The 26,472-nt window shown below is 65.1% G+C and carries 30 protein-coding genes and 1 tRNA gene; 21 read left to right on the forward strand and 10 right to left on the reverse strand.

The features are described 5' to 3' along the window. Positions 1 to 39: 39 nt before the first annotated feature. Positions 40 to 756, reverse strand: coding sequence for a Crp/Fnr family transcriptional regulator (locus tag ACY65G_RS23665; protein WP_464999740.1), 717 nt, complete (start codon positions 754 to 756; stop codon positions 40 to 42). Positions 757 to 873: 117 nt separating this feature from the next. On the opposite strand from ACY65G_RS23665, the gene ACY65G_RS23670 reads away from it, so the two are divergent. From ACY65G_RS23670 to ACY65G_RS23710, 9 genes are all read left to right on the forward strand, one after another. Continuing rightward, on the forward strand, positions 874 to 2,820 hold the full coding sequence (locus ACY65G_RS23670) for an AMP-binding protein (RefSeq protein ID WP_464999741.1): 1,947 nt from the start codon (positions 874 to 876) through the stop codon (positions 2,818 to 2,820). A 14-nt stretch (positions 2,821 to 2,834) separates the two neighbouring features. Beyond that, the gene (locus ACY65G_RS23675) at positions 2,835 to 3,656 is read left to right on the forward strand and encodes an ABC transporter ATP-binding protein (protein WP_464999742.1); all 822 of its coding nucleotides are present in this window, start codon (positions 2,835 to 2,837) and stop codon (positions 3,654 to 3,656) included. Continuing rightward, positions 3,652 to 4,548 (forward strand): branched-chain amino acid ABC transporter permease, encoded by an 897-nt coding sequence (locus ACY65G_RS23680; RefSeq protein WP_464999784.1) that lies wholly within the window; start codon positions 3,652 to 3,654, stop codon positions 4,546 to 4,548. Before ACY65G_RS23675 ends, ACY65G_RS23680 begins: the two co-directional genes overlap by 5 nt. Position 4,549: 1 nt before the next feature. After that, positions 4,550 to 5,608 (forward strand): branched-chain amino acid ABC transporter permease, encoded by a 1,059-nt coding sequence (locus ACY65G_RS23685; protein WP_464999743.1) that lies wholly within the window; start codon positions 4,550 to 4,552, stop codon positions 5,606 to 5,608. A gap of 23 nt (positions 5,609 to 5,631) precedes the next feature. Then, complete coding sequence (locus ACY65G_RS23690; protein ID WP_464999744.1) at positions 5,632 to 6,927, forward strand: ABC transporter substrate-binding protein; 1,296 nt, start codon at positions 5,632 to 5,634, stop codon at positions 6,925 to 6,927. Then, positions 6,924 to 7,724: an ABC transporter ATP-binding protein gene (locus ACY65G_RS23695; RefSeq protein ID WP_464999745.1), complete on the forward strand. Its 801-nt coding sequence runs from the start codon at positions 6,924 to 6,926 to the stop codon at positions 7,722 to 7,724. Before ACY65G_RS23690 ends, ACY65G_RS23695 begins: the two co-directional genes overlap by 4 nt. Next, on the forward strand, positions 7,721 to 8,080 hold the full coding sequence (locus ACY65G_RS23700; protein ID WP_464999746.1) for an MmcQ/YjbR family DNA-binding protein: 360 nt from the start codon (positions 7,721 to 7,723) through the stop codon (positions 8,078 to 8,080). The genes ACY65G_RS23695 and ACY65G_RS23700 overlap by 4 nt, the downstream gene beginning before the upstream one ends. Further along, entirely contained in the window at positions 8,077 to 9,354 is a 1,278-nt protein-coding gene (locus ACY65G_RS23705) for a phenylacetate--CoA ligase family protein (protein ID WP_464999747.1), read from the forward strand. The genes ACY65G_RS23700 and ACY65G_RS23705 overlap by 4 nt, the downstream gene beginning before the upstream one ends. Before the next feature lie 122 nt (positions 9,355 to 9,476). Beyond that, positions 9,477 to 10,049: a hypoxanthine-guanine phosphoribosyltransferase gene (locus tag ACY65G_RS23710; RefSeq protein ID WP_464999748.1), complete on the forward strand. Its 573-nt coding sequence runs from the start codon at positions 9,477 to 9,479 to the stop codon at positions 10,047 to 10,049. On the opposite strand, the gene clpP is transcribed toward ACY65G_RS23710, so the two are convergent. Beyond that, positions 10,041 to 10,643, reverse strand: a complete 603-nt coding sequence (clpP, locus tag ACY65G_RS23715; protein ID WP_464999749.1) for an ATP-dependent Clp endopeptidase proteolytic subunit ClpP — start codon at positions 10,641 to 10,643, stop codon at positions 10,041 to 10,043. The genes ACY65G_RS23710 and clpP overlap by 9 nt on opposite strands. Before the next feature lie 124 nt (positions 10,644 to 10,767). On the opposite strand from clpP, the gene ACY65G_RS23720 reads away from it, so the two are divergent. Together ACY65G_RS23720 and ACY65G_RS23725 are read left to right on the forward strand one after the other, a co-directional pair. Continuing rightward, positions 10,768 to 11,586: a sigma-70 family RNA polymerase sigma factor gene (locus ACY65G_RS23720; RefSeq protein ID WP_464999750.1), complete on the forward strand. Its 819-nt coding sequence runs from the start codon at positions 10,768 to 10,770 to the stop codon at positions 11,584 to 11,586. A gap of 69 nt (positions 11,587 to 11,655) precedes the next feature. Further along, entirely contained in the window at positions 11,656 to 12,342 is a 687-nt protein-coding gene (locus tag ACY65G_RS23725) for a hydrolase (protein WP_464999751.1), read from the forward strand. Positions 12,343 to 12,543: 201 nt separating this feature from the next. Here ACY65G_RS23725 and ACY65G_RS23730 read toward each other — a convergent pair whose 3' ends face one another. The 3 genes from ACY65G_RS23730 to ACY65G_RS23740 all read right to left on the reverse strand — a co-directional run bounded on the left by ACY65G_RS23730 (position 12,544) and on the right by ACY65G_RS23740 (position 14,725). Beyond that, entirely contained in the window at positions 12,544 to 13,497 is a 954-nt protein-coding gene (locus ACY65G_RS23730; protein WP_464999752.1) for an NAD(P)H-dependent flavin oxidoreductase, read from the reverse strand. A gap of 108 nt (positions 13,498 to 13,605) precedes the next feature. Next, positions 13,606 to 14,514, reverse strand: coding sequence for an MBL fold metallo-hydrolase (locus tag ACY65G_RS23735; RefSeq protein WP_464999753.1), 909 nt, complete (start codon positions 14,512 to 14,514; stop codon positions 13,606 to 13,608). Positions 14,515 to 14,518: 4 nt separating this feature from the next. Then, positions 14,519 to 14,725 (reverse strand): DUF1289 domain-containing protein, encoded by a 207-nt coding sequence (locus ACY65G_RS23740; RefSeq protein ID WP_464999754.1) that lies wholly within the window; start codon positions 14,723 to 14,725, stop codon positions 14,519 to 14,521. A gap of 252 nt (positions 14,726 to 14,977) precedes the next feature. Here ACY65G_RS23740 and ACY65G_RS23745 point away from each other — a divergent pair, with 252 nt between their 5' ends. Then, on the forward strand, positions 14,978 to 16,030 hold the full coding sequence (locus tag ACY65G_RS23745; protein ID WP_464999755.1) for an extracellular catalytic domain type 1 short-chain-length polyhydroxyalkanoate depolymerase: 1,053 nt from the start codon (positions 14,978 to 14,980) through the stop codon (positions 16,028 to 16,030). Positions 16,031 to 16,047: 17 nt separating this feature from the next. Here ACY65G_RS23745 and ACY65G_RS23750 read toward each other — a convergent pair whose 3' ends face one another. Further along, on the reverse strand, positions 16,048 to 16,287 hold the full coding sequence (locus ACY65G_RS23750) for a cysteine-rich CWC family protein (RefSeq protein WP_464999756.1): 240 nt from the start codon (positions 16,285 to 16,287) through the stop codon (positions 16,048 to 16,050). Between the two features lie 165 nt (positions 16,288 to 16,452). On the opposite strand from ACY65G_RS23750, the gene argB reads away from it, so the two are divergent. Beyond that, on the forward strand, positions 16,453 to 17,379 hold the full coding sequence (gene argB, locus ACY65G_RS23755; protein ID WP_464999757.1) for an acetylglutamate kinase: 927 nt from the start codon (positions 16,453 to 16,455) through the stop codon (positions 17,377 to 17,379). A gap of 50 nt (positions 17,380 to 17,429) precedes the next feature. Continuing rightward, a tRNA-Thr gene (locus tag ACY65G_RS23760) sits at positions 17,430 to 17,504 on the forward strand. 65 nt (positions 17,505 to 17,569) lie between these two features. Here ACY65G_RS23760 and ACY65G_RS23765 read toward each other — a convergent pair. Then, a complete protein-coding gene (locus tag ACY65G_RS23765; RefSeq protein WP_464999758.1) occupies positions 17,570 to 18,496 on the reverse strand; it encodes a TraB/GumN family protein in 927 nt (308 codons plus the stop codon). A gap of 31 nt (positions 18,497 to 18,527) precedes the next feature. Between ACY65G_RS23765 and ACY65G_RS23770 the strand changes: the two genes are divergently transcribed. From ACY65G_RS23770 to ACY65G_RS23780, 3 genes are read left to right on the forward strand one after another with little or no spacing between them, the layout of a single operon-like run. Further along, a complete protein-coding gene (locus ACY65G_RS23770) occupies positions 18,528 to 19,265 on the forward strand; it encodes a pyrimidine 5'-nucleotidase (protein ID WP_464999785.1) in 738 nt (245 codons plus the stop codon). After that, entirely contained in the window at positions 19,265 to 19,846 is a 582-nt protein-coding gene (slmA, locus tag ACY65G_RS23775; RefSeq protein WP_464999759.1) for a nucleoid occlusion factor SlmA, read from the forward strand. The genes ACY65G_RS23770 and slmA overlap by 1 nt, the downstream gene beginning before the upstream one ends. Positions 19,847 to 19,851: 5 nt before the next feature. After that, entirely contained in the window at positions 19,852 to 21,723 is a 1,872-nt protein-coding gene (locus ACY65G_RS23780) for a chorismate-binding protein (RefSeq protein WP_464999760.1), read from the forward strand. Here ACY65G_RS23780 and ACY65G_RS23785 read toward each other — a convergent pair. After that, positions 21,713 to 22,069: a DUF1428 domain-containing protein gene (locus ACY65G_RS23785; RefSeq protein WP_464999761.1), complete on the reverse strand. Its 357-nt coding sequence runs from the start codon at positions 22,067 to 22,069 to the stop codon at positions 21,713 to 21,715. The genes ACY65G_RS23780 and ACY65G_RS23785 overlap by 11 nt on opposite strands. A gap of 59 nt (positions 22,070 to 22,128) precedes the next feature. Next, complete coding sequence (ftrA, locus tag ACY65G_RS23790; RefSeq protein ID WP_464999762.1) at positions 22,129 to 23,112, reverse strand: transcriptional regulator FtrA; 984 nt, start codon at positions 23,110 to 23,112, stop codon at positions 22,129 to 22,131. Positions 23,113 to 23,208: 96 nt separating this feature from the next. Between ftrA and ACY65G_RS23795 the strand changes: the two genes are divergently transcribed. Beyond that, positions 23,209 to 23,601 (forward strand): rhodanese-like domain-containing protein, encoded by a 393-nt coding sequence (locus ACY65G_RS23795; RefSeq protein WP_464999786.1) that lies wholly within the window; start codon positions 23,209 to 23,211, stop codon positions 23,599 to 23,601. Positions 23,602 to 23,612: 11 nt separating this feature from the next. Here ACY65G_RS23795 and ACY65G_RS23800 read toward each other — a convergent pair whose 3' ends face one another. Next, positions 23,613 to 24,224, reverse strand: a complete 612-nt coding sequence (locus tag ACY65G_RS23800; protein WP_464999763.1) for a glutathione peroxidase — start codon at positions 24,222 to 24,224, stop codon at positions 23,613 to 23,615. A gap of 162 nt (positions 24,225 to 24,386) precedes the next feature. Between ACY65G_RS23800 and ACY65G_RS23805 the strand changes: the two genes are divergently transcribed. The 3 genes from ACY65G_RS23805 to ACY65G_RS23815 all read left to right on the forward strand — a co-directional run bounded on the left by ACY65G_RS23805 (position 24,387) and on the right by ACY65G_RS23815 (position 26,433). Then, complete coding sequence (locus ACY65G_RS23805) at positions 24,387 to 25,403, forward strand: extracellular catalytic domain type 2 short-chain-length polyhydroxyalkanoate depolymerase (protein ID WP_464999764.1); 1,017 nt, start codon at positions 24,387 to 24,389, stop codon at positions 25,401 to 25,403. Between the two features lie 215 nt (positions 25,404 to 25,618). Further along, on the forward strand, positions 25,619 to 25,987 hold the full coding sequence (locus tag ACY65G_RS23810) for a hypothetical protein (protein WP_464999765.1): 369 nt from the start codon (positions 25,619 to 25,621) through the stop codon (positions 25,985 to 25,987). A gap of 77 nt (positions 25,988 to 26,064) precedes the next feature. Then, positions 26,065 to 26,433 (forward strand): DUF4148 domain-containing protein, encoded by a 369-nt coding sequence (locus tag ACY65G_RS23815; RefSeq protein WP_464999766.1) that lies wholly within the window; start codon positions 26,065 to 26,067, stop codon positions 26,431 to 26,433. Positions 26,434 to 26,472: the final 39 nt, after the last annotated feature.

Here is a 26,472-nt window from a genome sequence, read left to right on the forward strand (position 1 = left end):
ATCGTTTACCACACGACTGGGGCAACCTCGAGACAACGCTCAAATGTGCGCTTCGAACTTGCGCAGCCCTTCGAGGTCTAGGATGCGGATACCACCGTAATCCACGCGCAGCAGCCCTTCCCGCTCCAGCACCTGCAGCGCCTGGTTGGCACGCTGGCGCGAGGCGCCCGACAGCAATCCCACCTCTTCCTGCGAGATCTGCACGAGCCGCTCGCTGCCGGGATACAGGTGGGTATTGAACAGCGAAGCCAGGCAGCGGGCCACGCGGGTATCGGGGTCGAGCAGCCGTTCGTGCTCGACCATGCCGATGAACTGGCCCAGCCGTTCGTTCAGCTGCATCAGCAGGAAACGGGTGAAGGGCAGGCTGTTTTCCAGCAGCCAGTGGAAGGTGGCGGCGGGCATGCGGGCGATGCGGCTGTCGCGCAGTGCCATCGCATCGTACTTGCGGTGCTCGTCCTTCAGCAGCGAGCCTTCGCCGAACCAGCCGCCGGGCGGCACGCCGGTGAACGTCACGCTCTTGCCGGACGGCGAGAAGTTGTTCATCTTGACCATGCCGGCGACGATGCCGACCCAGTTGTCGACGAGCTCGCCCTTGCGGCACACGTAACCGCCCTTCGGCACGAACACTTCGAACGTGGTCGCTTCCACGCGCGCCATCTGCTCGGCGGTCAGTGCCTGTGCCCAGAGCGCGCTGCGCAATGCCTCTTTCAGGCTGGGAACCTTGCCATCCACGCTGTCATTCACGCTGTCGTTCATTTTGCATTGCACCATCGAAAGTGGAGCAATTGTCTTTGAAATGACAACCGCCGGGAAGAAGGGCAGTTAATATCATTGCATAAAAGTGCGCCTCACCCCTATCACCACGGGAGACAAATGGACGCAATACCGGAGACATTCCCCCGCCTGCTCCTGGAGCATGGACGGGTCCGGCCGCACAAGTGCGCGTACCGGGAAAAGTACCTGGGCATCTGGCAAGCCTGGACCTGGGCCCAGGTCAACGATGAAGTGCGGGCACTGGCCTGCGGCCTGGCCGCGCTGGGTTTCACGCGCGGCATGAACCTGGCCATCATCGGCGACAACCGGCCGCGCCTGTACTGGGCCATGCTGGCTGCGCAGTGCCTGGGCGGCGTGCCCGTGCCGCTGTACCAGGATGCGCCCGCGGCGGACATGGCTTACGTGCTGGAGAACGCCGAGATCCGTTATGCGATCGTCGAAGACCAGGAACAGGTCGACAAGCTGCTCGAATTGCAGGCCGACTATCCCGGCATCGGGCATATCGCCTATGACGACGAGCGCGGCATGCGCCATTACCGCCAGGGCGAACTCGTCTCGTATGCGCGCCTGCAGGAGACGGGCCGCGCCTGGGACCAGGCCAATCCCGGTTTCTATGAAGCGGAACTGGCCGCGGGCCGCGGCGCGGACAGCGCGATCATCCTGTACACCTCGGGCACCACCGGCAAGCCGAAAGGCGTGTGCCAGACACATGCCGCACTGATCGCGGCGGGCATCGGCGGCACCGGCTTCGAACGCCTGACGGATGCGGAGAACGTGCTGTCGTACCTGCCCATGGCGTGGGTCGGCGACTGCCTGTTCTCGTTTGCCCAGGCGCTCGTGGCGGGCTTCACCGTGAATTGCCCGGAATCGGCGGAAACGGTCACGATCGATTTGCGCGAGATCGGCCCGTCGTACTATTTCGCGCCGCCACGCATCTTCGAAGGCATGCTGACCCAGGTGATGATCCGCATGGAGGATGCTGGCACGATCAAGCGCCGCATGTTCGATCACTTCATGGCGGTGGCGCGCCGCGTGGGTGCCGATATCCTCGATGGCCGCCCGGTGTCCGCCATGGACCGGCTGCGCTATGCGCTCGGCGACCTGCTCGTGTACGGGCCGCTGAAGAACGTGCTGGGCCTGTCGCGGGTGCGCGTCGCGTACACGGCCGGCGCCGCGATCGGACCCGACCTGTTCCGCTTCTACCGCTCGATCGGCATCAACCTGAAGCAGTTCTACGGCTCCACCGAAACGTGCGCATACATCTGCCTGCAGCCGAACGGCCAGATCAAGTTCGACAGCGTCGGCATGGCCGCGCCGGGCGTGGACGTGAAGCTGGCCGACAACGGCGAAGTGCTGGTCAAGTCGCCCACGCTGATGAGCGGCTACTACAAGCGTCCGGATGCCACCGTGGAAGCGATCGATCCGCAAGGGTGGTTCCACACGGGCGATGCCGGCATCTTCGATGCCGAAGGCCACCTGAAGATCATCGACCGTGCGGCGGACGTGGGGCGCCTGAACGGCGGCGCGATCTTCGCCCCGAACTACATCGAGAACAAGCTGAAATTCTTCCCGTTCATCAAGGAGGCCGTCGCGTTCGGCAACGGCCACGATACCGTCTGCGCTTTCCTGAACATCGACATGGAAGCGGTCGGCAACTGGGCCGAACGGCGCAACATCGCCTATGCCGGCTACACCGACCTGGCCAGCCACCCGGACGTGTATGCCCTGATGGCCGACTGCGTGGAAAAGGTCAATGCGGACCTCGTCGCCGATGTGGCGATGAGCGACACGCAGGTGCACCGCTTCCTCGTGCTGCACAAGGAACTCGACCCGGACGACGATGAACTGACGCGCACGCGCAAGGTGCGCCGCAAGTTCATCGCCGAGAAGTACCGCGTGCTGATCGATGCGCTGTATGCCGGGCGCACGTCGCAGTACATCGAAACGCAGGTGAAGTTCGAGGATGGGCGCACGGGCATCGTGGCGGCCGACCTGCGCATTGTCGACAGCCGCGTGTTCCCGCCCGACGTGCGGCGCGCGGCGTGATGGGAGAAACCACGATGCTGATGAACGAACCCGACACGCTGTTCCAGGGCCAGAGGAAAGTCGGGCCCGTGATCCTCGACCTGCGCAATATCTCGCTGTCGTTCGGCGGCGTGAAGGCGCTCACCGACATCTCGTTCGACGTGCGCGAGCACGAGATCCGCGCCATCATCGGCCCGAACGGCGCCGGCAAGAGCTCGATGCTGAACGTGATCAACGGCGTGTACCGTCCGCAGGGTGGCGAGATCGTGTTTCGTGGCCGGCACCGCCGCAACATGGACTGCTATGCGGCCGCGAAGTCCGGCATCGCCCGCACGTTCCAGAACATCGCGCTGTTCAAGGGCATGACGGTGCTCGACAACGTGATGACGGGCCGTAACCTCAAGATGACGTCGAACTTCCTGCTGCAGGCCCTGTACTGGGGACCGGCGCGGCGCGAGGAAATCGCCCACCGCCGCAAGGCCGAGGAGATCATCGATTTCCTCGAGATCCAGCACATCCGCAAGACACCCGTGGGCCGCTTGCCCTATGGCTTGCAGAAGCGCGTGGAACTGGCGCGCGCGCTGGCCGCGGAACCCGAAGTCCTGCTGCTCGACGAACCGATGGCCGGCATGAACGTGGAGGAAAAGCAGGACATGTGCCGCTTCATCCTCGACGTGAACGACGAATTCGGCACGACGATCGTGCTGATCGAGCACGACATGGGCGTCGTGATGGATATCTCGGACCGTGTCGTGGTGCTCGACTACGGCCGCAAGATCGGCGACGGCACGCCGGACGAGGTGCGCTCGAACCCGGACGTCATCAAAGCGTACCTAGGAACTGCAGATGGACATTAACTTCTTCTTTGAAGTGCTGATCGGCGGCCTGCTCTCCGGCGTGATGTATGCGCTGGTGGCCATCGGCTTCGTGCTGATCTACAAGGCGTCCGGCGTGTTCAATTTCGCCCAGGGCGCGATGGTGTTCTTTGCCGCGCTCACGTGCGTGGGCCTGATGGACAAGTTCGGCATGTCGCTCTGGCTGGCCATTCCCTGCACCGTCGTCGCCATGATCCTGCTCGGCTTCGCCATCGAACGCGTGGTGCTGCGCCCGCTCGTGAACCAGCCGGAGATCACGCTGTTCATGGCCACCATCGGCCTGGCGTTCTTCCTCGAAGGGCTGGCGCAACTGCTGTGGGGCTCGCAGGTCCACCAGCTGCCGCTGCCGATCGAGGACGTGCCGATGCAGTCGCTGCTCGACCGCTTCAATATCGTCGTGTCGCAGTTCGACGTGATCGCCGCCCTCATCTGCGGCGTGCTCGTTGCCGTGCTGGCGCTGCTGTTCGCGAAAACAAAGGTCGGCCGCGCGCTGCGCGCCGTGGCGGACGACCACCAGGCCGCCCTGGCCGTGGGCATCCCGCTACAGCGCATCTGGGCCATCCTGTGGGCGGTGGCGGGCGTGGTGGCCCTCGTGGCCGGCCTGCTGTGGGGTGCGCGCAATGGCGTGCAGTTCGCGCTCACGTTCATCGCGCTGAAAGCCTTGCCGGTACTGATCCTCGGCGGCTTCACGTCCGTGCCGGGCGCCATCGTGGGCGGCCTGATCATCGGCGCATCGGAAAAACTGGCCGAGGTGTATATCGGGCCGCTCGTCGGCGGCGGCATCGAGGGCTGGTTCCCCTACGTGCTGGCGCTGCTGTTCCTGCTGGTGCGGCCGGAAGGGCTGTTCGGCGAAAAGATCATCCGGAGGATCTGACATGCTCTACCGCGAAGCCGGGCAATTCCGCATCACCTACGAGGCCGACGGCCAGATCCTGCCGATCCGCCAGGACCGCATCATGCTGCTGGCCACGCTGGCCATCGCCGTGGTGGCGGTGCCGTTCATCGCCTCGCCCTACCTGCTGTCGGCGATCCTGATCCCGTTCCTGATCTTTTCGCTGGCCGCGCTGGGCTTGAACATCCTTACCGGCTATGCGGGCCAGCTGTCGCTCGGCACGGCCGCATTCATGGCCGTGGGCGCGTTCGCATCGTGGAATTTCGTGGCGCGCATTCCCGGCATGCCCATGCTGCTGGCCTTCGTGCTGGGTGGGCTGTGCGCCGCCCTGGTCGGCATCGCATTCGGCCTGCCATCGCTGCGCATCCGCGGGTTCTACCTTGCCGCGGCCACGCTGGCCACGCAGTTCTTCGTGATCTGGTGCCTGACCAAGATCTCGTGGCTGACGAACTACAGCCCGTCCGGGGTGATCACGGCCCAGCGCATCGAGATCATGGGCTACGCGTTCGACACGCCGCAGCGCAAATATGTACTGGTACTGCTCGTGGTGGCGCTGCTGGCGCTGCTGGCGAAGAACCTGGTGCGTTCGAACGTCGGCCGCTCCTGGATGGCGGTGCGCGACATGGACATGGCGGCCGAGGTGATCGGTATCCGCCCCATGCGCACGAAACTGCTGGCATTCGCCGTCAGCTCGTTCTACTGCGGCGTGGCCGGCGCGCTGTATGCGTTTGCCTACCTGGGCACGGTGGAACCGGAAGCCTACAGCCTGGACCTGTCGTTCCGCATCCTGTTCATGATCATCATCGGCGGCGTGGGCTCGATCCTCGGTTCCTTCCTCGGCGCCGCGTTCATCGTGCTGCTGCCCGTGTTCCTGAACATCGCCGCGCACGGGCTGGCACTGCCCACCAACGTGGCGTCGAACCTGGAACTGATGGTGTTCGGCGCCCTCATCATCTTCTTCCTCATCGTGGAGCCGCATGGCCTGGCGCGGCTGTGGCAGATCGGAAAAGAGAAGCTGCGCCTGTGGCCATTCCCTCACTAAAACAAGATCCAAAGGAGACCGTCATGAAGCTGTTGCAATCGATCGTACTCGGCGCAGTACTCGCTGCCACCGCCGCTCCCGTCCTGGCACAGGAACAGTTCGTTGCCCTGCCCTCCTACCGCGTGGGGCCGTATGCCTCGGGAGGCTCCGGCTTCTATGGCGGCATCATCGACTATTTCGCGCTCGTCAACGCGGCCGGCGGCGTCAACGGCGTGAAGATCGCCTGGCAGGAATGCGAAACGGAATACAACCCGTCGCGCGGCGTGGAATGCTACGAGCGGCTGAAGACACAGCAGGGCGGCGCCACCCTCGTGGAACCCCTGTCGACCAGCATCGCCTACGGCATCCTCGACCGCATCCCGCAGGACAAGATTCCGATGACGATGCTGGGCTACGGCCGCTCGGATGCCGCTAACGGCAAGGTGTTTCCGTATGTGTTCCCGCTCATTTCCAGCTACTGGAGCCAGGCCGCGGCCATGGTGAAATACCTGGCCGACAAGAATGGCGGCTCGCTGAAGGGCAAGAAGATCGTGCACCTGTACCACGACTCCGCATTCGGCAAGGAACCGCTGCCCGTGCTGGAAGCGCTGGCGAAGCAGCAGGGTTTCGAGCTCGTGAAGATTCCCGTGGCGCCGCCGGGCAGCGAGCAGCAGGCGCAGTGGCTGCAGATCCGCCAGGCGCGGCCCGACCACGTGATCCTGTGGGGCTGGGGCGTGATGAATTCGGTGGCGATCAAGACGGCGCAGCGCAACGGCTTCCCGCGCGAGAAAATCCTCGGCGTGTGGTGGGCCGGCTCGGAAGAAGACACCGTGCCGTCCGGCGACGCCGCGAAGGGCTACACGGCGATGTCGTTCAACACGCCCGGCAATTACCCGGTGCTCGACGATATCCGCACGAAGCTGTACAAGGCCGGCAAGGGCAACCTGGCCGACCAGGCCCGCATCGGGTCGGTGTACCACATGCGCGGCGTGACGGCCGGCATCCTGTTCGTGGAAGCGATGCGCACGGCGCAGGAAAAATTCGGCAAGGGCAAGCCCGTCACGGGCGAGCAGATGCGCTGGGGCCTGGAACACCTGAACATCGACGCGGCCCGCCAGAAGGCGGTGGGCGCCGCGAACATGTTCCCGACCGTGAAGACGAGTTGCGAAGACCATGAAGGCTCGGGCGCCGTGAAGGTGCAGCAGTGGGACGGTAAAAAGTGGAATGCCATCACGCCGAACTGGATCGTGGGCGACCGCGCGCTCGTGAAAAAGCTGATCGACGAATCGTCGAACAAGTACGCGGCCGAGAAGAACATCAAGCCGGCCTGCATGCCATGAGTGCCCTGTCCGTCAACAATATCGAGGTGATCTACGACCACGTGATCCTGGTGCTGAAGGGCGTGTCGCTCGAAGTGCCGCAAGGGTCCATCGTGGCACTGCTGGGGGCGAACGGCGCCGGCAAGTCGACCACGCTGAAGACGATCTCCACCTTGCTGCGCGGCGAACGGGGCGACGTGACGAAGGGCGAGGTGCGCTTCAACGGCGAACGCGTCGACCAGCTCACGCCGAACGCGCTGGTCACGCGCGGCCTGGCCCAGGTGATGGAAGGCCGCCACTGCTTCGGCCACCTGACGATCGAGGAAAACCTGCTGACCGGCGCCTACACGCGCAAGCTGTCGCGTGCCGGACTGCGCGAGGAACTGGAGCGTGTCTACCACTATTTTCCCCGCCTGAAGGAACGGCGGACCAGCCAGGCCGGCTACACGTCCGGCGGCGAGCAGCAGATGTGCGCGATCGGCCGCGCGCTGATGGCCAAGCCGTCGATGATCCTGCTCGACGAACCGTCGATGGGCATCGCACCGCAGATCGTCGAGGAGATCTTCGGCATCGTCAAGGACCTGAATGCCAGTGAAGGCGTGTCGTTCCTGCTGGCCGAGCAGAACACGATGGTGGCGCTGCGCTATGCGGACTTCGGCTACATCCTCGAGAACGGCCGCGTGGTGATGGAAGGCGATGCGGCGGAACTGGCGGCGAACGAGGACGTGAAGGAATTCTACCTGGGCGTGTCCGGTGCGGGCCGCAAGAACTTCCGCGACCAGAAATTCTACAAGCGGCGCAAACGGTGGCTGTCATGAACATCGCCAAGGCAAAGAAACTGTGCGCCGGGCTGCCCGGGGCCACGCAGGACATCAAGTGGGAATCATGCCTGGCGTTTTCCGTGGGTGGCAAGATGTTCGCCATCACGGACAGCGGTCCGAAAGCCAGCCGGTTCAGCATCAAGGTCGACGACGATGCGTTCCTGGCACTGACGGATCGCCCGGGCATCATCCCCGCGCCCTACCTGGCGCGGGCGAAATGGGTGCAGATCGACGACACGAAGGCCGTGTCGGACGAGGAAGCGGCCACGCTGCTGAAGCGTGCCCATGAAATCATCTTCGGCAAGCTGACGAAGAAGCTGCAGAAGGAAATCGCGGAAGGCGGCGGCGCATGAACACGCATATTTCCCCAGCGATCCTGGACGATCTCGAAACGCGCGATCCGCACGAGCGCGAACGCGACCTGATGCGGCGCCTGCCGTCGCTGGTGGCGCAGGCGCAATCCGCGGCCGGCTGGGCGCGCATCCTGCATGGCGTGGAAGCCGCAGCCGTCGACCACCGCGCCGCGCTGGCGCAACTGCCCGTCACGCGCAAGTCGCAACTGGCGGAACTCCAGCAGCAGGATGCGCCGTTCGGCGGGCTGACGAGCACCGCGCCGCGCGCGCTGTCGCGCATCTGCATGTCGCCCGGGCCGATCTTCGATCCCGAAGGCCGCTCGAGCGACCCGTGGCGTTTCGCACGGCCCATGTATGCGGCGGGCGTGCGCGCTGGCGGGCTACTGCAGAACTGTTTCTCGTATCACTTCACGCCGGCCGCGTTCATGGTCGAAGGCGGCGCCGCGCGCATCGGCTGCACGGTGATCCCCGCCGGCAGCGGCCAGACGGAATTGCAGGTGCAGGCCATGGCCGCATTGCGGCCGGATACCTACGTGGGCACGCCATCGTTCCTGAAGCTCATCCTGGAAAAAGCCGCGGAAACCGGATCGGACGTGTCGAGCCTGCGGCATGCGCTGCTGTCGGCCGAGGCGCTGCCCGAGTCGCTGCGCACGTGGTTCGTCGAGCATGGCGTGCCGCACGTGTGCCAGGCCTACGCTTCGGCCGATGCCGGCAGCATCGCCTACGAGACGCGCACCGATGGCGTGCTCAATCCCGGCATGGTGCTGGACGAGGAGGTGATCCTCGAAATCGTCAAGCCCGGCACCGGCGAACCGGTAGCGCCGGGCGAAGTCGGCGAAGTGGTGCTCACCGTGTTCAACCCGGACTATCCGCTGATCCGCTTCGCCACGGGCGACCTGTCCGCGCTGCTGGGCGACGCGGTGCCGTCCTCCTGCGGCCGCACCAATGCGCGCATCCGCGGCTGGCTGGGGCGCGCGGACCAGACGACGAAGGTGCGGGCGATGTTCGTGCATCCGTCGCAGGTGCACGAGATCGCGCGCCGCCACGGCATCGCGAAAGCGCGGCTCGTGGTATCGGGCACGATCGCCGATGAAACGATGATGTTGCAGTGCGAGGTGGACGATCCGGCGGCCAGCACCGCGGCCGATTCCGGCACGGCCATCGTGGCCACGTTGCGCGACGTGACGAAGCTGCGCGGCGAAGTGCTTTTTGTACAACGCGGCAGCCTGCCGAACGACGGCAAGGTGATCGACGATCGCCGCCGTTACGACTGAAGGCGCCACCGATACCGAAGCGACACTCAGCCAGTACCGTTGAAACGGGACCGGACAACCGCATCGTTATCGCGGATAATTGGCGCACTTTTCAACTGTACTTTCCACGTCATTTTTACCCCATGCAAGAATTTCATCATCAACGGGCCCGTGCGCTGCTGGACAACGCCGAGGAAATCTTCACCGCCCAGCAGGTGTCCGACGCCGTGCACCAGGTGGCCAACGACCTGAACGCACGCTTCAACGCACTCGAGGAGTTCCCGCTCGTGCTCGGCGTGATGGGCGGCGCCGTCGTCTTCACCGGCAACCTGCTGCCGCAGCTGACGTTCCCCCTCGAGTTCGACTACATCCACGTGAGCCGCTATGGCGACGAAGACCGCGGCGGCGAAGTCGTGTGGAAGGTGGTGCCCCGCTCGAACGTCGAAGGCCGCACCGTGATCGTCGTCGACGACATCCTCGACGAAGGCGAAACGCTGGCCCACGTGAAGCAGCGCCTGCTGGACATGGGCGCCAGGGAAGTCGTCATCGTCGTGTTCGCGGACAAGGCGATCGGCAAGACCAAGCCGGTGAAGCCGGACCTGGTGGGCCTCGTCATTCCGAACCGTTTCGTCGTCGGTTATGGCATGGATGCCTACAATTACTGGCGCAACCTGCCCGGCCTGTGGGCACTCAACAACACCGACCTGTCAAGCTGAGCAGCCCGCATTACCTCGTTCCCGCAGCACCTCGTCCACCAGGCCGTACTCGACGGCCTGCGTGGCGGACATGAAGTTGTCGCGATCCGAATCGCGCGCGACCCGCGCGATATCCTGCCCCGTGCGCTCGGCAAAGATATGGTTCAGCCGCTCGCGCAGGTGCAACACCTCCCTTGCCTGTATTTCAACATCGGCCGCCGTGCCCTGCGAACCGCCGCTGGGCTGGTGAATCATGATGCGGGCATTCGGCAGCGCAAAGCGCTTGCCCTTTTCTCCCGCCGCCAGCAGGAACGCGCCCATGCTGGCCGCGAAGCCCGTGCAGATCGTCGCGACCGCCGGCCGGATGAACTGCATCGTGTCGTGGATCGCCAGTCCCGCGTAGACGGAACCGCCGGGCGAATTGATGTAGAGTGAAATATCCTTGTCCGGGTTTTCCGATTCCAGGAACAGCAGTTGTGCGACGACGAGATTCGCCGATTCGTCGGTGACGGGGCCGACGATGAAGACGATGCGCTCGCGCAGCAGGCGCGAATAGATGTCGTAGGCGCGCTCGACACGGCCGGTGTTTTCGATGACGGTGGGGATCATGTGCATGGCGGCTCCGTTGGTGGTGTGTGCCGGCTTGACGCTGCCGGCCGCCGCTGCGTGACAGATGTATTTTTCACGACGGTTGTCACGTTTTGCCGGGTTCGCGCGTCAATGGCCCAAGGAGGATGAGATGAACGATTCCATTGCCGTATTCGAGGCGTCGCGCCGGCGCCTGCTGTCGATCGCCTACCGCATGCTGGGCAGCCTGGCCGAGGCGGAGGACGTGGTGCAGGACACGTGGCTGCGCTGGCATGCCGCCGGGCCGGATGGCCTGCAAACGCCGGTCGCGTGGCTGACGACGGTGGCGACGCGGCTGGCGATCGACCGCCTGCGCCGTGCCAAACGCGAAACGGCATTGCCGGACCCATGGCTGGAAGACGGGCTGCCATCCGCCGAGGACGATGTCGAACGGCTGTGCGACCTGTCGTATGGCGTGCTGCTGATGCTGCAGCGTCTTTCTCCCGACGAGCGCGCCGCGCTGCTGCTCCACGAGGTGTTCGACGTGCCGCACGAGGAAGTGGGCCGCATCCTCGGGCTGAAAACGGAACACTCGCGCCAGCTCGTGCGCCGCGCCCGGGCCCGAGTGCAGGCGGGGCCGGCCCGGCGCGGCGCCAGCGCCGACAGTGCCCGCCTGGCCCATGCGTTCGTCGAGGCGATCCGGTGCCACGACGAGGAGGCGGTGGTGCGCCTGGTGCGCGGCGTGGGCATCGTCGGCCTCGCCGCTCGCGTGGCGCCGCAGGCACTGACCGCCCCAGGTACGACGGCGCGGCTGCAATGCATCAATGGCGGCTGGGGGGTGGCGGTGCTGCGCTACGGGCGCATCGACCTGCTGCTGAGCATCGAGAATGGTACGGAGCTGTATGCGGTGCGACCACAGGTGGTGTGGCAATCCGGGCTGCACATGCCGTCGGCGACACCCTTGATCGGGGCGGCAATGTCTCCCACCTAAGGCCAATGGGCACCGGGGGTTGTCTGGACTACCATTTTCCGCACAATCAACCCATTCGGAGTGCCTTACATGATCAACCCAAAACTGGAAGTCCTGACCCCGCAAAACAGCCAGCTGATCTTCATCGACCACCAGCCGCAGATGGCCTTCGGCGTGCAGTCGATCGACCGCCAGGTACTGAAGAACAATACCGTCGGCCTGGCGAAAGCCGCCAAGGTCTTCAACATCCCGACCACGATCACCACCGTGGAAACGGAGAGCTTCTCGGGCCATACCTACCCGGAACTGCTGGACGTGTTTCCTGGCCAGGACATCCTGGAACGCACCTCGATGAACTCGTGGGACGACCAGAAGGTGCGCGATGCGCTGGCGAAGAACGGCCGCAAGAAAGTGATCGTGGCCGGCCTGTGGACGGAAGTGTGCAACACCACGTTTGCCCTGTGCGCGATGCTGGAAGGCGACTACGAGATCTACATGGTGTCCGATGCCTCGGGCGGCACGTCGAAGGAAGCGCACGACATGGCGATGCTGCGCATGGTGCAGGCCGGCGTGGTGCCGGTGACGTGGCAGCAGGTGCTGCTGGAATGGCAGCGCGACTGGGCGCACCGCGATTCGTACGATGCCGTGATGAAGGTCGTCAAGGAACACTCGGGCGCATACGGCATGGGCGTGGACTACGCCTACACGATGGTGCACAAGGCACCGCAGCGCACCACGTCGCAGCACGAAACGCTGGCGCCGGTGGCGGCGAAGTAAACAGCAAAGGGGGCCGCGGACCCCTTTTTTTACCTCGCCTGCGCACCGATAAGGTGCCTCCAACCCGGAGGCCAACGCTGGGGTCGGACCCGCCGGGTCTGACCCCGGCATCTGCCGCTGGGGTTTGGCTTATCTGAACAGCAAAGGGGGCCGCGGCCCCCTTTTTCATCGCCAGCCGCGATGCCGGCTGGTGTCTCTGCCTTACAGCGCCAGGCGCTTGCGGGCCGCTTCGTACTCCGCCTTCAGCCGCTCGACCATTTCCGCCGTCGTCGGCACGTCGTCCATCAGGCCCACGCCCTGGCCGGCGCCCCAGATGTCGCGCCACGCCTTCGCGCTGCCGGAGCCGAAGCTCATCTTGGTCTTGTCCGATTCCGGCAATGCCTCCGGATCGAGGCCGGCGGCCACGATCGATTTCTTCAGGTAGTTGCCGTGCACGCCCGTGAACAGGTTCGTGTAGATGACGTCGGCTGCCGAAGATTCCACGATCGCGTTGCGATAATCCTCCGTCACGTTCGATTCCTTCGTGGCCAGCCAGCGCGAACCGATGTACGCGAAGTCGGCGCCCATCGCCTGCGCGGCCAGGATCGCATCGCCCGTGGCGATCGAGCCGGACAAGGCCAGCGGACCATCGAAGAACTTGCGCACTTCGCCGACGAGCGCGAACGGCGACAGCGTGCCCGCATGGCCGCCGGCGCCGGCCGCCACCAGGATCAGGCCGTCGACACCCGCTTCCAGCGCCTTCTGCGCGTGGCGGATCGAGACCACGTCGTGCAGCACGATGCCGCCGTAGCTGTGGATCGCGTCGAGCATTTCCTTCGGCGGCGCGCGCAGCGACGAGATGATGATCGGCACCTGGTGTTTCACGCAGACTTCAACGTCGTGCGCGAGGCGGTCGTTCGACTGGTGCACGATCTGGTTGACGGCGATCGGACCCACCTTCGCGCCCGGATTGGCCGCCTGGAACTCGGCCAGTTCCTTTTGCAGGTCGGTCAGCCACGTATCGAGCAGCTCGGCCGGGCGCGCGTTCAGCGCGGGAAACGAACCGACGATGCCGGCCTTGCACTGCGCCGCCACCAGCGCGGGGCCGCTGGCGATGAACATCGGCGATGCAATCACGGGAAGGGACAGGTTTTGCAGCACGGAAGGCAAGGCCATGGGTCGTCTCGCTGTTGAGGTTGAGGGTTATTCGGATCAAACGATTATAGACTTATAAAAGTACGATCGTGCGAATTCTAGACGGAACGCTCTACCAATGCTGAGCCGTCAAACATTCACTAGGTCGTCGCCTTCGACTTTCGCGGCCAGGCCCCGCACGAGCTGCTTGACGGCCCAGGCGGCAAGCTCTTCTTCCGATTTGTGCAGGTGGCGCCGGTTCGTTTCGACGACGAGCGGGATCGATGCCAGCAGCGCCTGCACGCCCGCGACGGGAATGCGTTGCCGTTCCAGCAACAGGAACTTCAGCAGCACCTTTACCGCGTACTCGGCGTTGTTGGCGGGCTTCGAGGACAGGAAATCGAGCCGCCGCCGCGCCCGCGCCAGCGAGGCTTCCACGTCGTCGAACATCGCGCCATGGCCGGGAATCACGAGGCGCACGTCCAGCGCGGCGATCAGGTCCAGCGTGGCACCCGCTTCGGCGAAGCCTTCCTCGCCCTCCAGTTCCGGGAAGATCACGCCGAAGCCGTTCTGCCACAACGCATCGGCGGAGACGAGAATCCTGTGTTCGGGGCAGTACCAGATCAGCGAGTGCGCATGGTGGCCTGGCGCGCCCAGCACGTGCCATTCGAGGTCGCCCGCCGTCACCACGTCGCCCGGCTTCACGACACCGTCGATCGTGAAACGGGGGCACTGCTGGCCCGTGGCGCGGAACGTCAGCGCATCTTCGTCCCAGCGGCGCACCTTGTCTTCCTCGGCGGCGGGCACGAACGTGTCGCAGCCGAAATGCGCCTGCAGCTGCGCGTTGCCGCCGCAATGGTCGGAATGCAGGTGCGTGGTGAACAGGCGATCCAGGCGGCGCCCCGGCATTGCGTGGCGCACCAGTTCGAGCGTTTGCGGCGCATGCGTGACATAGCCGCTGTCGATCAGCGCCGTGTCGTGGCGGCCGACCAGCAGCACGTTGTTGGCGGAGAGCCAGCCGCGTTCGAACACGCGGATGGAGTCGGGTAGGGTCATCATCGTTTCAATCGAACGCGATCGTCTGCTCGCGCAGCCGCAGCTGCGCCCACACGGCGCGCTTGTAATCGTCGTCGGCTTTGCCCCATGCGACGATCTCTTCGATAGAGCGCAGGCAGCCTTCGCAAAAGCCGGTATCCCGGTTCATCTTGCACAGGCTGACGCAGGGCGACGGGACGGGTGTGGCGTGTTCCGGCAATGCAGTTTTCATCATGCGGTAGCGTTGTAGCGAAGCTGTATTCTAGCCGATACAGTGCGGCACCCCCATCCGGCGAATGTGGCTATACTGGGCCAAAAAAGGCCCGTGGATCGCACGGAGCGCGGAGGAGACGCAGCACGGCACGCTGGACCTGGTCGTTTTTTCCCGCAGTTTTTCCGCCGGAATTTCCCCAGTGACAGGTGCTTGTTGACCATCCACCAGCCTCCGGGGAACACCATGAATGACGGTCATCATTGGTTCACGCAAATGCGAAAGACGGTCAAGCTGCTGTTCGGCAGCGACCTTCCCGATCTACCTGAATCAGCGTTCACGCTGCCCGGGTCGAACCCGCAACAAGCCATGCATCCTGGCCCGTATCCAGGCGCCGCGCCGAATTCCCGCTCCCATTTCGATTTGCCGGCGTCGGTGTTCGATATGCCCGCGTCGCCTGTCCCGCTGCCGCCCGGCGCCCATTTCATGAGCGGCGTGTATGCGAACGACGCCGGCAGCCGCTCCTACAAGCTGTACGTGCCCTCGAGCTGGAAAGGCGAGGCCTTGCCGCTCCTGGTGATGCTGCACGGCTGCGCGCAGGATCCGGACGATTTCGCCGCCGGCACGCAGATGAACGCGGTGGCCGAGGAACGGCGCTGCTTCGTCGTGTATCCCGCGCAATCGGCGGACGCGAACAATTCGCGCTGCTGGAACTGGTTCAATGCGCTCGACAACAAGCACGGCCAGGGCGAACCCTCGATCATCGCCGGCATCACGCGCGACATCATGGACACGTATCCGGTCGCCAGCGGCCAGGTCTACATCGCCGGCATGTCCGCCGGCGGCGCGATGGCCGTCATCGTGGGCACGCTGTACCCGGAACTGTTTGCCGCCGTGGGCGTGCATTCCGGGTTGCCGTTCGCGGCGGCGCGCGACCTGCCGTCGGCGCTGGCGGCCATGCAGCGCGGCGCCGGCAGCGCGCGGACGGTAAAGAGCGCCGGCCTGCCGATCATCGTGTTCCACGGCGACCAGGATACGACCGTCCATCCCGTCAATGGCGAGGAACTGATGGAACAGGGCTTGCGCAGCCACCCGCTGGGGCCGAAGGCCCTGCCATCGCGGCTGGCCGGGCGCGTGCCGGACGGCCATGCCTACACACGTACCAAACACTGGCTGCGCGATGGCTCGCCGCTGGCCGAGCACTGGGTGGTCCACGGCGCCGGCCATGCGTGGTCCGGCGGCAGCCCCGCCGGCAGCTACACCGACGGCAAGGGGCCGGACGCGAGCCGCGAAATGATGCGTTTCTTCGCGACGGTGCGGGGCAGTTGAAGCGCCGTCCGGCCGTGTCAGCGCCGCAGCGCCGCGATATGCGCCTTCAGGCAGTCCGGGCACCAGCACCCCACGGTGGCTGCCGGTGCCCTGCCTTCCTGTCGCGGTACCGGGACAGCCGGCGGCAGCAGCGTGCACCAGCACGGCGGTTCCCCGGCATCGGGCTTCCCGCCGGTCTTTCCGCCGGTCTTTCCGCCGGTCTCTATGTCGCTCATCGCGCAGTGAAAGGTGGCGCCGCAGCGCTCGCAGGTGCTCATCGTGCAGAGGCTAATCGATCATGCCTGGGATGACAACTTATTCGATGCGGATTTGGCTCTATAATGCGCGTCAAAATCACCGTTGCCGGCCGTGACAGGCCGGTGGGAAGCGGATCTTCTGCCGCTTCGCTGTAAAATTGCCCCACACTCTTTACCGGACCCGCCATGAGCCAACTGTCGAATTTGAACCTGGATGTGCCAGCCGATGACCTCGCCGCCGTTTCCCCGGCAATCAAGGCGCAGATCCTTGCGGAAGCGCTGCCGTACATCCGCAATTTTCATGGCAAGACCATCGTCATCAAATACGGCGGCAACGCGATGACCGATGAGCGCCTGAAGCACGGCTTCGCGCGCGATGTCATCCTGCTGAAACTGGTCGGCATGAATCCGGTCGTGGTGCACGGCGGCGGCCCCCAGATCGACAATGCACTGAAGAAGATCGGCAAGCAGGGTACGTTCGTGCAGGGCATGCGTATCACCGACGAGGAAACCATGGAAGTCGTCGAGTGGGTGCTCGGCGGCGAAGTCCAGCAGGACATCGTCATGCTGATCAACCATTACGGCGGCCAGGCCGTGGGCCTGACCGGCAAGGACGGCGGCCTGATCCGCGCGCGCAAGATGGCGATGCCGGACAAGGAAAACCCGGGCCAATACCTGGACATCGGCTTCGTCGGCGAAATCGATGCGATCAACCCGGCCGTCGTGAAGGCGCTGCAGGACGACGCGTTCATTCCGATCATTTCGCCGATCGGTTTCGGCCAGGATGGCCAGGCCTACAACATCAACGCCGATGTGGTGGCCGGCAAGATCGCCGAGATCCTGAAGGCGGAAAAGCTCATCATGATGACCAATATCGCCGGCGTGCAGGACAAGAGCGGCAACCTGGTCACCGACCTTTCGGCCCGCGAAATCGACGAGATGTTCGCCGACGGCACGATCTCCGGCGGCATGCTGCCGAAGATTTCGTCCGCCCTCGACGCCGCCAAGTCCGGCGTCAACACGGTGCACATCATCGACGGCCGCATCGAGCACAGCCTGCTGCTCGAAGTGTTGACCGAACAGGCATTTGGCACTATGATCCGGTCTCACTGAAAAAACGGGCGGTGCAAACCGCCCGTTTTTTCAAAGTCTGCAACGCAGATGCCCTTTTAGCTCAGTGGTAGAGCACTCCCTTGGTAAGGGAGAGGCCACGTGTTCAATCCACGTAAAGGGCACCACCCTCCCCCGCTTCACCTGCCATTCCCCCCGTCACCCGCCATTCCCTGCTTTCCTCCGTCTTGCCCTAATACACCCGTTCCACCCGCAATCCTTGCCGCCGCAGCAGTTCCGGCACGCTGTCCTTTCCTACCAGATGCAGTACCCCGATCGCGGCCACGCTCTGCTTTTCGCGCGCCAGCAGTTTCGCGATGCCTTCGGCCAGCAGCGGATTGCGCTCGCCCAGCAGCACGCGGCTCACGAACCTTCCGGAAAACGTGTCGTCGGTCGCCGTCTTGCCGGCGATGCGGTCCAGCGCGGCCCGGTCGGCCGTCGCCCAGGCGGAGGCGATCGCGCGCGCGTCGCTGGCCTGTTCGCTGCCGTCGATCGCATCGATCGTCTCCTGCAGGAACAGCGCCTGGTCGGCCGTGGCCATGCGCCCGAACAGCGCCATCTGCGCCTGCACGGATTCGAGTTCGACGATTTTCTGCTTGCGCGCCCGCGCGCCCTGCGACAGCCACACTTCCACGGCCAGCCCGGTCTGGTAGCCCTGCCGTTCGAATTCGCGCACCGTCAGCAGGCTTGCCAGCATCCAGGGCTTCATCGGCGCCACCGATGCGGGCGGCACGTCGTACTGCCGCAGCAGGCGCTCCAGGCGCGGCCGGTACGCGGCCGCCAGTTCGGCGGACGCGGGGCCGCGGCCGGCCGGGTACATGCCATATTCGCGCACGGCGCCGGCTATGTCGTCCTGGCTGCCGAGCGGGTCGACTTCCAGTGCAAGGACCGCCGCGTTTTCCAGCGCGGCCGTGATCGTGGGTTCGAGCGGATAAAAGCTCTTGGCGCCCACGTGGATCGTGCCGAACAGCCATACGACGTTGCCTGGTTTGTCGTCCGCCTGTTCGATGCGGAACAGCGCGCCGCGGTTCGGAACGCCGTCCGCCGCCATCGCCTGCGGCGCCAGCCCCGCGGTAAACACGAACAGGCAACAAAACATCACTATAATCTGGCGTCGCATGGCTACCTTTGCAGTTCCGAGAGACGTGAATATTAAACCTTTGGCCCCGGTCTGGCTCTTCGACCTCGACAACACGCTGCACAACGCATCGCACGCCATCTTCCCCGCGATCATGGCGAACATGAACACGTACATCGCGCGCGTGCTGGGCGACGGCACCACGCCGGCCCACATCGACGCAGTGAACGCGGCGCGCACGCTGTACTGGAAACGCTACGGCGCAACCCTGCTGGGACTGGTGAAGCACCATGGCGTAAAAGCCGACCATTTCCTCGCCGAGACACATGGCATGGAGGACCTGCTGTCGATGATCCGGCATGAAAAAGGCCTCGGCCAGTTGCTCAAGCGCCTGCCGGGCCGCAAGGTGCTGCTGACGAATGCGCCGCACCGCTACTCGACGATGGTGCTGCGCCACCTCGGCATACAGCGCCACTTCTCGCACCACATCGCCATCGAATCGATGCGCGTGCATGGCCAGTTGCGGCCCAAGCCCTCGAAGCTGTTGTTGCGCAAGGTAATGCGCCGCCAGCAGGTGGCGGCGCGGCGCTGCATCCTCGTCGAGGACACCCTGGCCAACCTGCGCACCGCGCATGCGCTGGGTATGCGCACGGCGTGGGTCACGCAGTACCTGAAGGTGGGCGACCCGATCGGCACGGCGCACCCGCCCAAGCGCCTGGTCCGCCCCGGCTGGGTCGACGTCAAGGTCAAATCCGTCAAACACCTGCCGGCGCGGCTGTCGCACCTGCGCCGCAATACCGTGATCGAATAATGCCAACCCAACCGTCCGGCCAGCGCAAGCTGCAAATCCTCCAGGCCCTGGCCGCGATGCTCGAGCATCCGAAGGGCGAGAAGATCACCACGGCCGCGCTGGCGCGCAGGCTCGACGTGTCCGAGGCGGCGCTGTACCGCCATTTCGCCAGCAAGGCGCAGATGTTCGAGGGGCTGATCGAGTTCATCGAAACCTCGGTTTTCGGCCTGATCAACCAGATCACCGAGCGCCAGGAAGACGGCCTGGCACAAGCCTGCGACATCCTGTCGATGCTGCTGCACTTCGCCACCAACAACCCGGGCATGACACGCGTGCTGATCGGCGATGCGCTGGTGGGCGAGGACGAGCGGCTGCAGCAGCGCATGAACGGCTTCTACGACCGCGTGGAACTGGCGCTGAAGGGTGCGTTGCGGCAGGCCGTCGCCGACGCCGCGGCGGGCGACCAGGAGCGCGACGTGGCGGCGCGCGCCAGCCTGATGATGGCGTTCGTGGTGGGCCGCTGGCACCGCTATGCAAAAAGCGGCTTTGCACTCTCCCCGGCGCAGGATGCGAACGCGCAGATCGCGCTGCTGCTGCGTTGATACCGATGAATACCGAGTGCTTCGCCCTGCTCGATGACGCCGCGGCCGGCGGCCGCTCGCGCCTGCTGACCGGCCACGTGCGCACGCTGCGCTGCACGTCGTTCGACACGTGGCCGGCCCTGTTGCGGGACATGGAGGCGGCGCTGGCGCAGGGACTGTTCGCCGTCACGCTGTGCAGCTACGAACTGGGGCACCACATCGTGGGCATGCCGCCGCGCGATGCCGGCATGCCGCTGGCGCAGGTGCTGCTGTTCCGGCAATGCGATCACCTCGATGGCGAAGCGGTGGCGCGCTGGCTGATGGAGCGCGAGGCGGAATGCAAGCAAATGCGCGGTGACGGCGTTGCCGGCCTGGCCGGCATCGGCGCCAATGTCACCGAAGCGCAATTCACGGCGGCCATCGCACGCATCCGCGACTACATCGCAGCCGGCGACACCTACCAGGTCAACTACACGTACCGGCTGCGCTTCGATGCCTTCGGTTCGCCATGCGCGCTATACCAGCGGCTGCGCGCGCGCCAGCCGGTGCCCTACGGCGCACTGGTGATGGTCGACGATGGCACGGCGATACTGTCGCTGTCGCCGGAGCTGTTCGTGCGTCGCGCAGGCACTATGCTGACGGCGCAGCCGATGAAAGGGACCGCGCCCGCCGCGCTGCCGGGCGAGGCGGACAAGGGGGACGCGGCGATCCATATCGAGGCCGAGAATGCGCGCCGCGCCACGGCCCTCGCCGCCGACCCGAAGAACCGCGCGGAAAACCTGATGATCGTCGACCTGCTGCGCAACGACATCGGCCGCGTGGCCGTGACCGGCTCGGTACGGGTGCCGGCGCTGTTCGACGTGCGGCGCTACAGCGGCGTGCTGCAGATGACGTCCACCGTGCAGGCACAGGTGCGGCCCGATGCCACCCTGGCCGACCTGTTCGCCGCGCTGTACCCGTGCGGCTCGATCACCGGCGCGCCGAAGCGCCGCACGATGGAAATCATCGCGGAGCTGGAACCGGACCCGCGCGGCCTGTACACGGGCGCGATCGGCTGGTTCGATCCGCCGCGCCCCGGTGCGCCGGGGGACTTTTGCCTGAATGTGCCGATCCGCACACTGGTCCTGCAGCCGGAAGCAGGCGGCGTGCGGCGCGGCGAGATGGGCGTGGGCGCGGGCATCGTGCACGACAGCGTGGCGCGGGACGAATATGCCGAATGCCGGCTGAAGGCGCGTTTCCTCACCGGCCTGTCCAACGATTTCGAACTGTTCGAAACCATGCATGCCACTCGCGAAGGAGGCGTGCGGCATGTGGAACGACACCTGGCGCGGCTGGCGCATTCGGCCCGCTACTTCGGCTTTGCATGGGATGAAGCGGCCGCCAGGGCCTATATCGCCGTAGCCTGCAACGACCTGCAGGCTGGAATGGAACACCGATTGCGCCTCGCAATGAACGGGGCCGGCGGTTTCGCCGTGCAGACCGGCGTGCTGGTCCCGCTGCAGCAACCGGTGCGCGTACTGCTGGCGGAATCGCCCACCGTGTCGAACGACCTGTTCCTGCGCCACAAGACCACGCTGCGCGCGGGCTACGACGCGGCCTGGAAGGCAGCCGAAGCACAGGGTGCGTTCGACCAGCTGCACTTCAATGAACGGGGCGAACTCACCGAGGGCGGCCGCAGCAACGTGTTCGTGCGCATCGGCGGGCGCTGGCTCACCCCGCCGCTGGCATGCGGCCTGCTGCCGGGCGTGATGCGCGCCGTGGTGCTGGAAGCATGGGGCGCCACGGAAACGCCCATCACGCGCGGCATGCTGGCGGGGGCCGAGGAAATCGTCGTCTGCAACGCGCTGCGGGGCGCGCTGCGCGCCGAACTGGTAGTGCCGGCGGGGCCTACAGGCTGACGAACGTCCTGAAGCCGCCCCAGAACATGCGCTTGCCGTCGAACGGCATCGCGTCGCCCATCGATTCCTTCAGGCGCGGATCGTTCATCACCTTCTCGTTGATCGCATCGCGTTCCTCGCGCGAGTTGTAGACGATCCAGGAAAAGAACACGGTTTCGTCCTCCTTCAGCTGCACGGCTTGTGGAAAGGACGTGACTTCCCCCGGCTTTATATCGTCCGCGATGCATTCGTGAAATTCCAGCGCGCCGTGCTCGCGCCACACGGCGCCGGCCTTCTCGGCCATCGCACGATACGCTTCGATCTTGTCTTTCGGGACGGGGACAACGAAACCATCGACATAAGGCATGGTGGACTCCTCCTTGTTTTGAAAGCTCGCGGGCGGCCGGACAGCCGTGCCCATGCAGCTTAGTCGACCGATGTGCCCGCAACAAGGAATGCTTTCCGGTAAGCGCCCGGTGTCGTGGCGGCCAGCCGCCGGAAGTGGTGCCGCAACGTTTCTTCCGAGCCGAAGCCGGCCCGTTCCGCCACTTGCGCCAGCGGCAGCGGCGATTCGAGGAGGTCCTTGGCGATCGCTACCCGTTCGCGGGTCAGCCATTCGACCGGTCCCATGCCGGTGGCATCGCGGAATTGCCGCTGCAGCGTGCGCGCGCTCATGGCCGCCCGTTCGGCCATCGTGGCCACGGTGTGCGTTTGCGCGGGATGCCGCCGCAGCCACTCCATCAACTTCGCCAGCCGGCCCGCCTCATCGGCGGGCATCGGGCGTGGCAGGAACTGGGCCTGCCCGCCCTCGCGGTGCGGCGCCACGACGAGCCGCTGCGCCACCATGTTGCCGACGCGCGCACCGTAGTCGCGGCGCACCAGGTGCAGCAACATGTCCAGCCCGGCGGCGGACCCGGCGGACGTGATCACCTGCCCGTTGTCGATATACAGCGCATCCGGTTCGACGGTGATCGCCGGGTGGCGCTGCGCCAGCCGCTCGGCGTAGCGCCAGTGGGTGGTGGCGCGCTGGCCATCGAGCACGCCCGCCGCGGCCAGCACGAACACGCCGGAACAGATCGAGCACAGGCGCGCACCGCGGGCGTGCGCGGCGCGCAGCGCGGCCAGCAGCGCCGGTGGCGGCGCCGCATCGGCGCCACGCCAGCCGGGAATGACGATGGTGTCGGCCTTCTTCAGCAGGCCCGGCGCATAGCGGGCCTGCACGGTGATGCCGCCGGCCGCGCGGATCGGCCCCCGTTCCACGGCACATACCTGGAAGTCGTACCAGTCCACGCCCAGTTCCGGGCGGTCGAGCGCGAACAGCTCGACCGTGCAGCCGAATTCAAACGTGCACAGGCCGTCGTAAGCGAGGGCGACAACGAGGTGGCGTCGCGGAACGTGAGTGGTGGGCATGGCGCAATCTTAACGCAGGTTGGCATTCGCGCCACTGCATCGGTGCCGCGGCCAGGCCGACAATGAAGCCTCGTTCAACCAATCAAGGAGTAGATGATGTCGATCGTGACCGAAGTTCCGGCCGCCCCCGCCGACGTGGCGCTGGCCCATTTCGAAGGTTCGCTGCGGTTCGAGACGGATTGCTGGGACGTGCACAGCGTGCTCGGCACGCCGCAGCAGGATTTCGTGCTGCTGGACGTGCGCGGTACCGAAGCGTTTGCGCGGGGCCACGTGCCGGGTGCCCTCGACCTGGCGCACCGCAAGATCATCGGTTCGAAGCTGGCCGAGTACCCGGCCGATACGCTGTTCGTGACCTATTGCGCGGGACCGCACTGCAATGGCGCCGCCCGCGCCGCCATCCGCATCGCGAAGCTGGGGCGGCCCGTGAAGGTCATGCCCGGCGGCGTGACTGGATGGCTGGACGAGGGGTTCGAACTCGCCCGCGCCTGATCACGGCCTGGTCAGGAAGCCAGCGCCTTCTCGATCGCCCCGACCACCGCCTTGTCCTGCGGCGTCACCTTGCTGGGGAAGTTCTCGATGACCTTGCCGTCGCGCCCGATCAGGTATTTATGGAAGTTCCAGCCGGGCGCCTTGCCGGTGGCCTTGATCAGGTCGGCGTACAGCGGGTTTGCCGCGCTACCGGACACCACCGTCTTGGCGAACATCGGGAACTTGACGCCGTAGGTGTTGAAGCAGAGATCGGCGATTTCCTTCGCCGTACCCGGTTCCTGCTTGCCGAAGTCGTTCGACGGGAAGCCCAGCACCACCAGGCCCTTGTCGGCATATTTCGCATGCAATGCCTCGAGCCCTTCATACTGCTTCGTGTAGCCGCAATAGCTGGCCGTGTTCACGACGAGGACCACCTTGCCGGCATACTGGCACAGGTCTTGCGAAGCTTCGTCCTGCAAGCGCTTGAACGAGCGGTGCAGGATGGCCGGGCAGCTGGCCGGGCGGGCTGCCGCCGCCGAAGCGGCCGGCGCGGCGGGAGTGGATGCGGCCGGCTGCTGCGCGAAGGCGCTTGCCGCTGCAAGGCCAAACGCGGACACGGCCGCGAACCTGAACAGAATATTCATGTCGAATCCGACGAAGTGATGGTAAAAAGCCATTGTATGCCGGCCAGCGGCACCGTGCCGGCTTTGGGAATGCCAATCGTCAGCAATACCGGTCAGGAGTGGTTCATGCACCGCGTTTCGTTGTTTCGTCATGCCTGTGCGGCTGCCGCATTGGCGGCAATAATGCTGCCTGCTTCGTCCACACCGGCCGCTGCGCGGGCCATGCCGCTGCCCGCCATGAAGACCGGCCAGCTGTCGGTATCCGGCCTGTCCTCCGGTGGCTACATGGCGGTGCAGTTCCATGTCGCCTATTCGGCCAGCGTCATCGGCGCCGGCGTGATTGCCGCCGGCCCCTACTCGTGCTCGCGCGGCAACCTGAGCGTGGCCACGATGCGCTGCAGCTGCACTTCCGGCACGCCCTGGTGCAATGTGTCTCCCGGCGGCACCAACGTGCCGGAACTGGTCAAGCTCACGGGCCGGTATGCCGGGCGCGGCCGGATCGATCCCACCAGTAACCTGGCCCGGCACCGGGTATGGCTGTTTTCCGGCCTGGCGGACAGCGTCGTGCCGATGGCCGTCATGAACGACCTGCAAGCCTACTATCGCAACTACATCCCGCCGAAAAACATCCGCTACCGCAAGGATGTGCGGGCCGAACACGCGATGCCCACGGAAAGCTTCGGCAACCGCTGCGACCAGCTCGGCGCGCCCTACATCAGCGACTGCGACATCGATGGCGCCGGCGAGCTGCTGCGATGGATTTATGGCCCGCTGAAGCCGAAGGCGAACGGCGACGCAGCCGGCCGCTTCGTGGAGTTCGATCAGGCCGAATTCCTGCGCCGCCCACTGGAACACGGCATGGCGGCCACCGGCTGGCTGTACGTGCCGCCCGGTTGCGAAGGTGCTGGCGCCGGGTGCAAGCTGCACGTGGCTTTCCACGGCTGCAAGCAGACGTCGGCACTGGTCAAGGAAGCGTGGGTCCGGCACGCGGGCTACAACGGCTGGGCCGATGCGAATCGCATCGTGGTGCTCTACCCGCAGGCCGCACCGCTATCGTTCAGGAATCCGAATTCGTGCTGGGACTGGTTCAGTTACGACGATCCGGATTTCGCCGTGAAATCCGGGCGACAGATGCGGGCGGTGAAGCGGATGACCGAGCGGCTGATGCAGGAAAACGGCAGTGGAAGCCCGCGCCATTGAGCAGTCGCTGGCGATCGCATCGACCAGGCGGACCGGCATTCGCTTCCACTTTCCTCGACAGGTAACTTTTTTATAAAATCGCTTGCTATTACATAGTGCGCGATTTATTATCCTTCCATCGCAACAAACAACCGCAACGAACTACTTATAAGTAGTTCGCGATTAAATAGCTAACAATCAACCTGCCCGACACTTCACTGCCAAGGAGCCACCACATGAAAACCATCGCTATCGCCCTCTCCGCCGCCGCCCTGTTCGCTTCGGCCCATGCATCGGCCACGGCCCAGTTGACCCGCGCCCAGGTGGTTGCGGAATACTCCGCCGCTATCGCTTCCGGTCATCACCTGGTCTACGAGGGTTCGTACGCGGACATCTTCATCGATGACATGTCGACCAGGACGCGGGACGACGTGCGTGCCGAACTGCGCATTGCCCAGCAACGCGGCGAACTGCAAGCGGGCGAGCAGTATCCATTCGTTCCTTCCGATGTCTCCGGTACCGGCAAGACACGCGCCGAAGTCGCAGCAGACCTGGCTGCCGATCGTCAAACGAACCCGGAAATGGCGCTCGAGGGCCGGCTGTAAAGCAGAGTCAACGCCAGTAAGTAGTGCACTATTTAATAGCTTGTAAAAACTGTCTTGTCCGTGAAAGGAATACTGCCATGAAAACCATCGCCTTCGCTCTCGCCACTGCCGCCATGTTCGCTTCCGCCCACGTATCGGCTCAGCAATCAAACGACATGCCGCGTATCCAGGTGACCGCCGAACACAGTACGGCAGTCGCCACGGGTAACCTTTTTGCCTCCGGCGAACTGTACTCGGGTACCCACTTCGAAACCGTTTCGACCAGGACACGCGAGCAGGTGCGTGCCGAGTTACGGATCGCCCAGCAGCGCGGAGAACTGGCGGTTGGCGAGCACTATCCATTCGTGATGGACGATGCGCCCGGCCAGGGCAAGACCCGCGCCGAAGTGCAGGCCGAGCTGGCCGCCTATCGCCTGGCCAATCCCGATCCGCGTTACGAAAACTGAGCAGGAGGCCAGCGATGGCGGCCAGCACCCCCTCCCCCG

Source organism: Pseudoduganella sp. jia 12, assembly GCF_055502675.1.

Coding starts and splice junctions, on each gene's coding strand:
- ACY65G_RS23815 (WP_464999766.1), top strand. CDS start 26,065: ATGAAAACCATCGCCTTCGCTCTCGCCACTGCCGCCATGTTCGCTTCC.
- argB (WP_464999757.1), top strand. CDS start 16,453: ATGAGCCAACTGTCGAATTTGAACCTGGATGTGCCAGCCGATGACCTC.
- ACY65G_RS23705 (WP_464999747.1), top strand. CDS start 8,077: ATGAACACGCATATTTCCCCAGCGATCCTGGACGATCTCGAAACGCGC.
- ACY65G_RS23745 (WP_464999755.1), top strand. CDS start 14,978: ATGCGAAAGACGGTCAAGCTGCTGTTCGGCAGCGACCTTCCCGATCTA.
- ACY65G_RS23780 (WP_464999760.1), top strand. CDS start 19,852: ATGAATACCGAGTGCTTCGCCCTGCTCGATGACGCCGCGGCCGGCGGC.
- ftrA (WP_464999762.1), bottom strand. CDS start 23,112: ATGCCCACCACTCACGTTCCGCGACGCCACCTCGTTGTCGCCCTCGCT.
- ACY65G_RS23810 (WP_464999765.1), top strand. CDS start 25,619: ATGAAAACCATCGCTATCGCCCTCTCCGCCGCCGCCCTGTTCGCTTCG.
- slmA (WP_464999759.1), top strand. CDS start 19,265: ATGCCAACCCAACCGTCCGGCCAGCGCAAGCTGCAAATCCTCCAGGCC.
- ACY65G_RS23690 (WP_464999744.1), top strand. CDS start 5,632: ATGAAGCTGTTGCAATCGATCGTACTCGGCGCAGTACTCGCTGCCACC.
- ACY65G_RS23675 (WP_464999742.1), top strand. CDS start 2,835: ATGCTGATGAACGAACCCGACACGCTGTTCCAGGGCCAGAGGAAAGTC.
- ACY65G_RS23795 (WP_464999786.1), top strand. CDS start 23,209: ATGTCGATCGTGACCGAAGTTCCGGCCGCCCCCGCCGACGTGGCGCTG.
- ACY65G_RS23730 (WP_464999752.1), bottom strand. CDS start 13,497: ATGGCCTTGCCTTCCGTGCTGCAAAACCTGTCCCTTCCCGTGATTGCA.
- ACY65G_RS23685 (WP_464999743.1), top strand. CDS start 4,550: ATGCTCTACCGCGAAGCCGGGCAATTCCGCATCACCTACGAGGCCGAC.
- ACY65G_RS23700 (WP_464999746.1), top strand. CDS start 7,721: ATGAACATCGCCAAGGCAAAGAAACTGTGCGCCGGGCTGCCCGGGGCC.
- ACY65G_RS23740 (WP_464999754.1), bottom strand. CDS start 14,725: ATGATGAAAACTGCATTGCCGGAACACGCCACACCCGTCCCGTCGCCC.
- ACY65G_RS23750 (WP_464999756.1), bottom strand. CDS start 16,287: ATGAGCACCTGCGAGCGCTGCGGCGCCACCTTTCACTGCGCGATGAGC.
- ACY65G_RS23800 (WP_464999763.1), bottom strand. CDS start 24,224: ATGAATATTCTGTTCAGGTTCGCGGCCGTGTCCGCGTTTGGCCTTGCA.
- ACY65G_RS23710 (WP_464999748.1), top strand. CDS start 9,477: ATGCAAGAATTTCATCATCAACGGGCCCGTGCGCTGCTGGACAACGCC.
- ACY65G_RS23665 (WP_464999740.1), bottom strand. CDS start 756: ATGAACGACAGCGTGAATGACAGCGTGGATGGCAAGGTTCCCAGCCTG.
- ACY65G_RS23720 (WP_464999750.1), top strand. CDS start 10,768: ATGAACGATTCCATTGCCGTATTCGAGGCGTCGCGCCGGCGCCTGCTG.
- ACY65G_RS23765 (WP_464999758.1), bottom strand. CDS start 18,496: ATGCGACGCCAGATTATAGTGATGTTTTGTTGCCTGTTCGTGTTTACC.
- clpP (WP_464999749.1), bottom strand. CDS start 10,643: ATGCACATGATCCCCACCGTCATCGAAAACACCGGCCGTGTCGAGCGC.
- ACY65G_RS23735 (WP_464999753.1), bottom strand. CDS start 14,514: ATGATGACCCTACCCGACTCCATCCGCGTGTTCGAACGCGGCTGGCTC.
- ACY65G_RS23785 (WP_464999761.1), bottom strand. CDS start 22,069: ATGCCTTATGTCGATGGTTTCGTTGTCCCCGTCCCGAAAGACAAGATC.
- ACY65G_RS23670 (WP_464999741.1), top strand. CDS start 874: ATGGACGCAATACCGGAGACATTCCCCCGCCTGCTCCTGGAGCATGGA.
- ACY65G_RS23725 (WP_464999751.1), top strand. CDS start 11,656: ATGATCAACCCAAAACTGGAAGTCCTGACCCCGCAAAACAGCCAGCTG.
- ACY65G_RS23695 (WP_464999745.1), top strand. CDS start 6,924: ATGAGTGCCCTGTCCGTCAACAATATCGAGGTGATCTACGACCACGTG.
- ACY65G_RS23805 (WP_464999764.1), top strand. CDS start 24,387: ATGCTGCCTGCTTCGTCCACACCGGCCGCTGCGCGGGCCATGCCGCTG.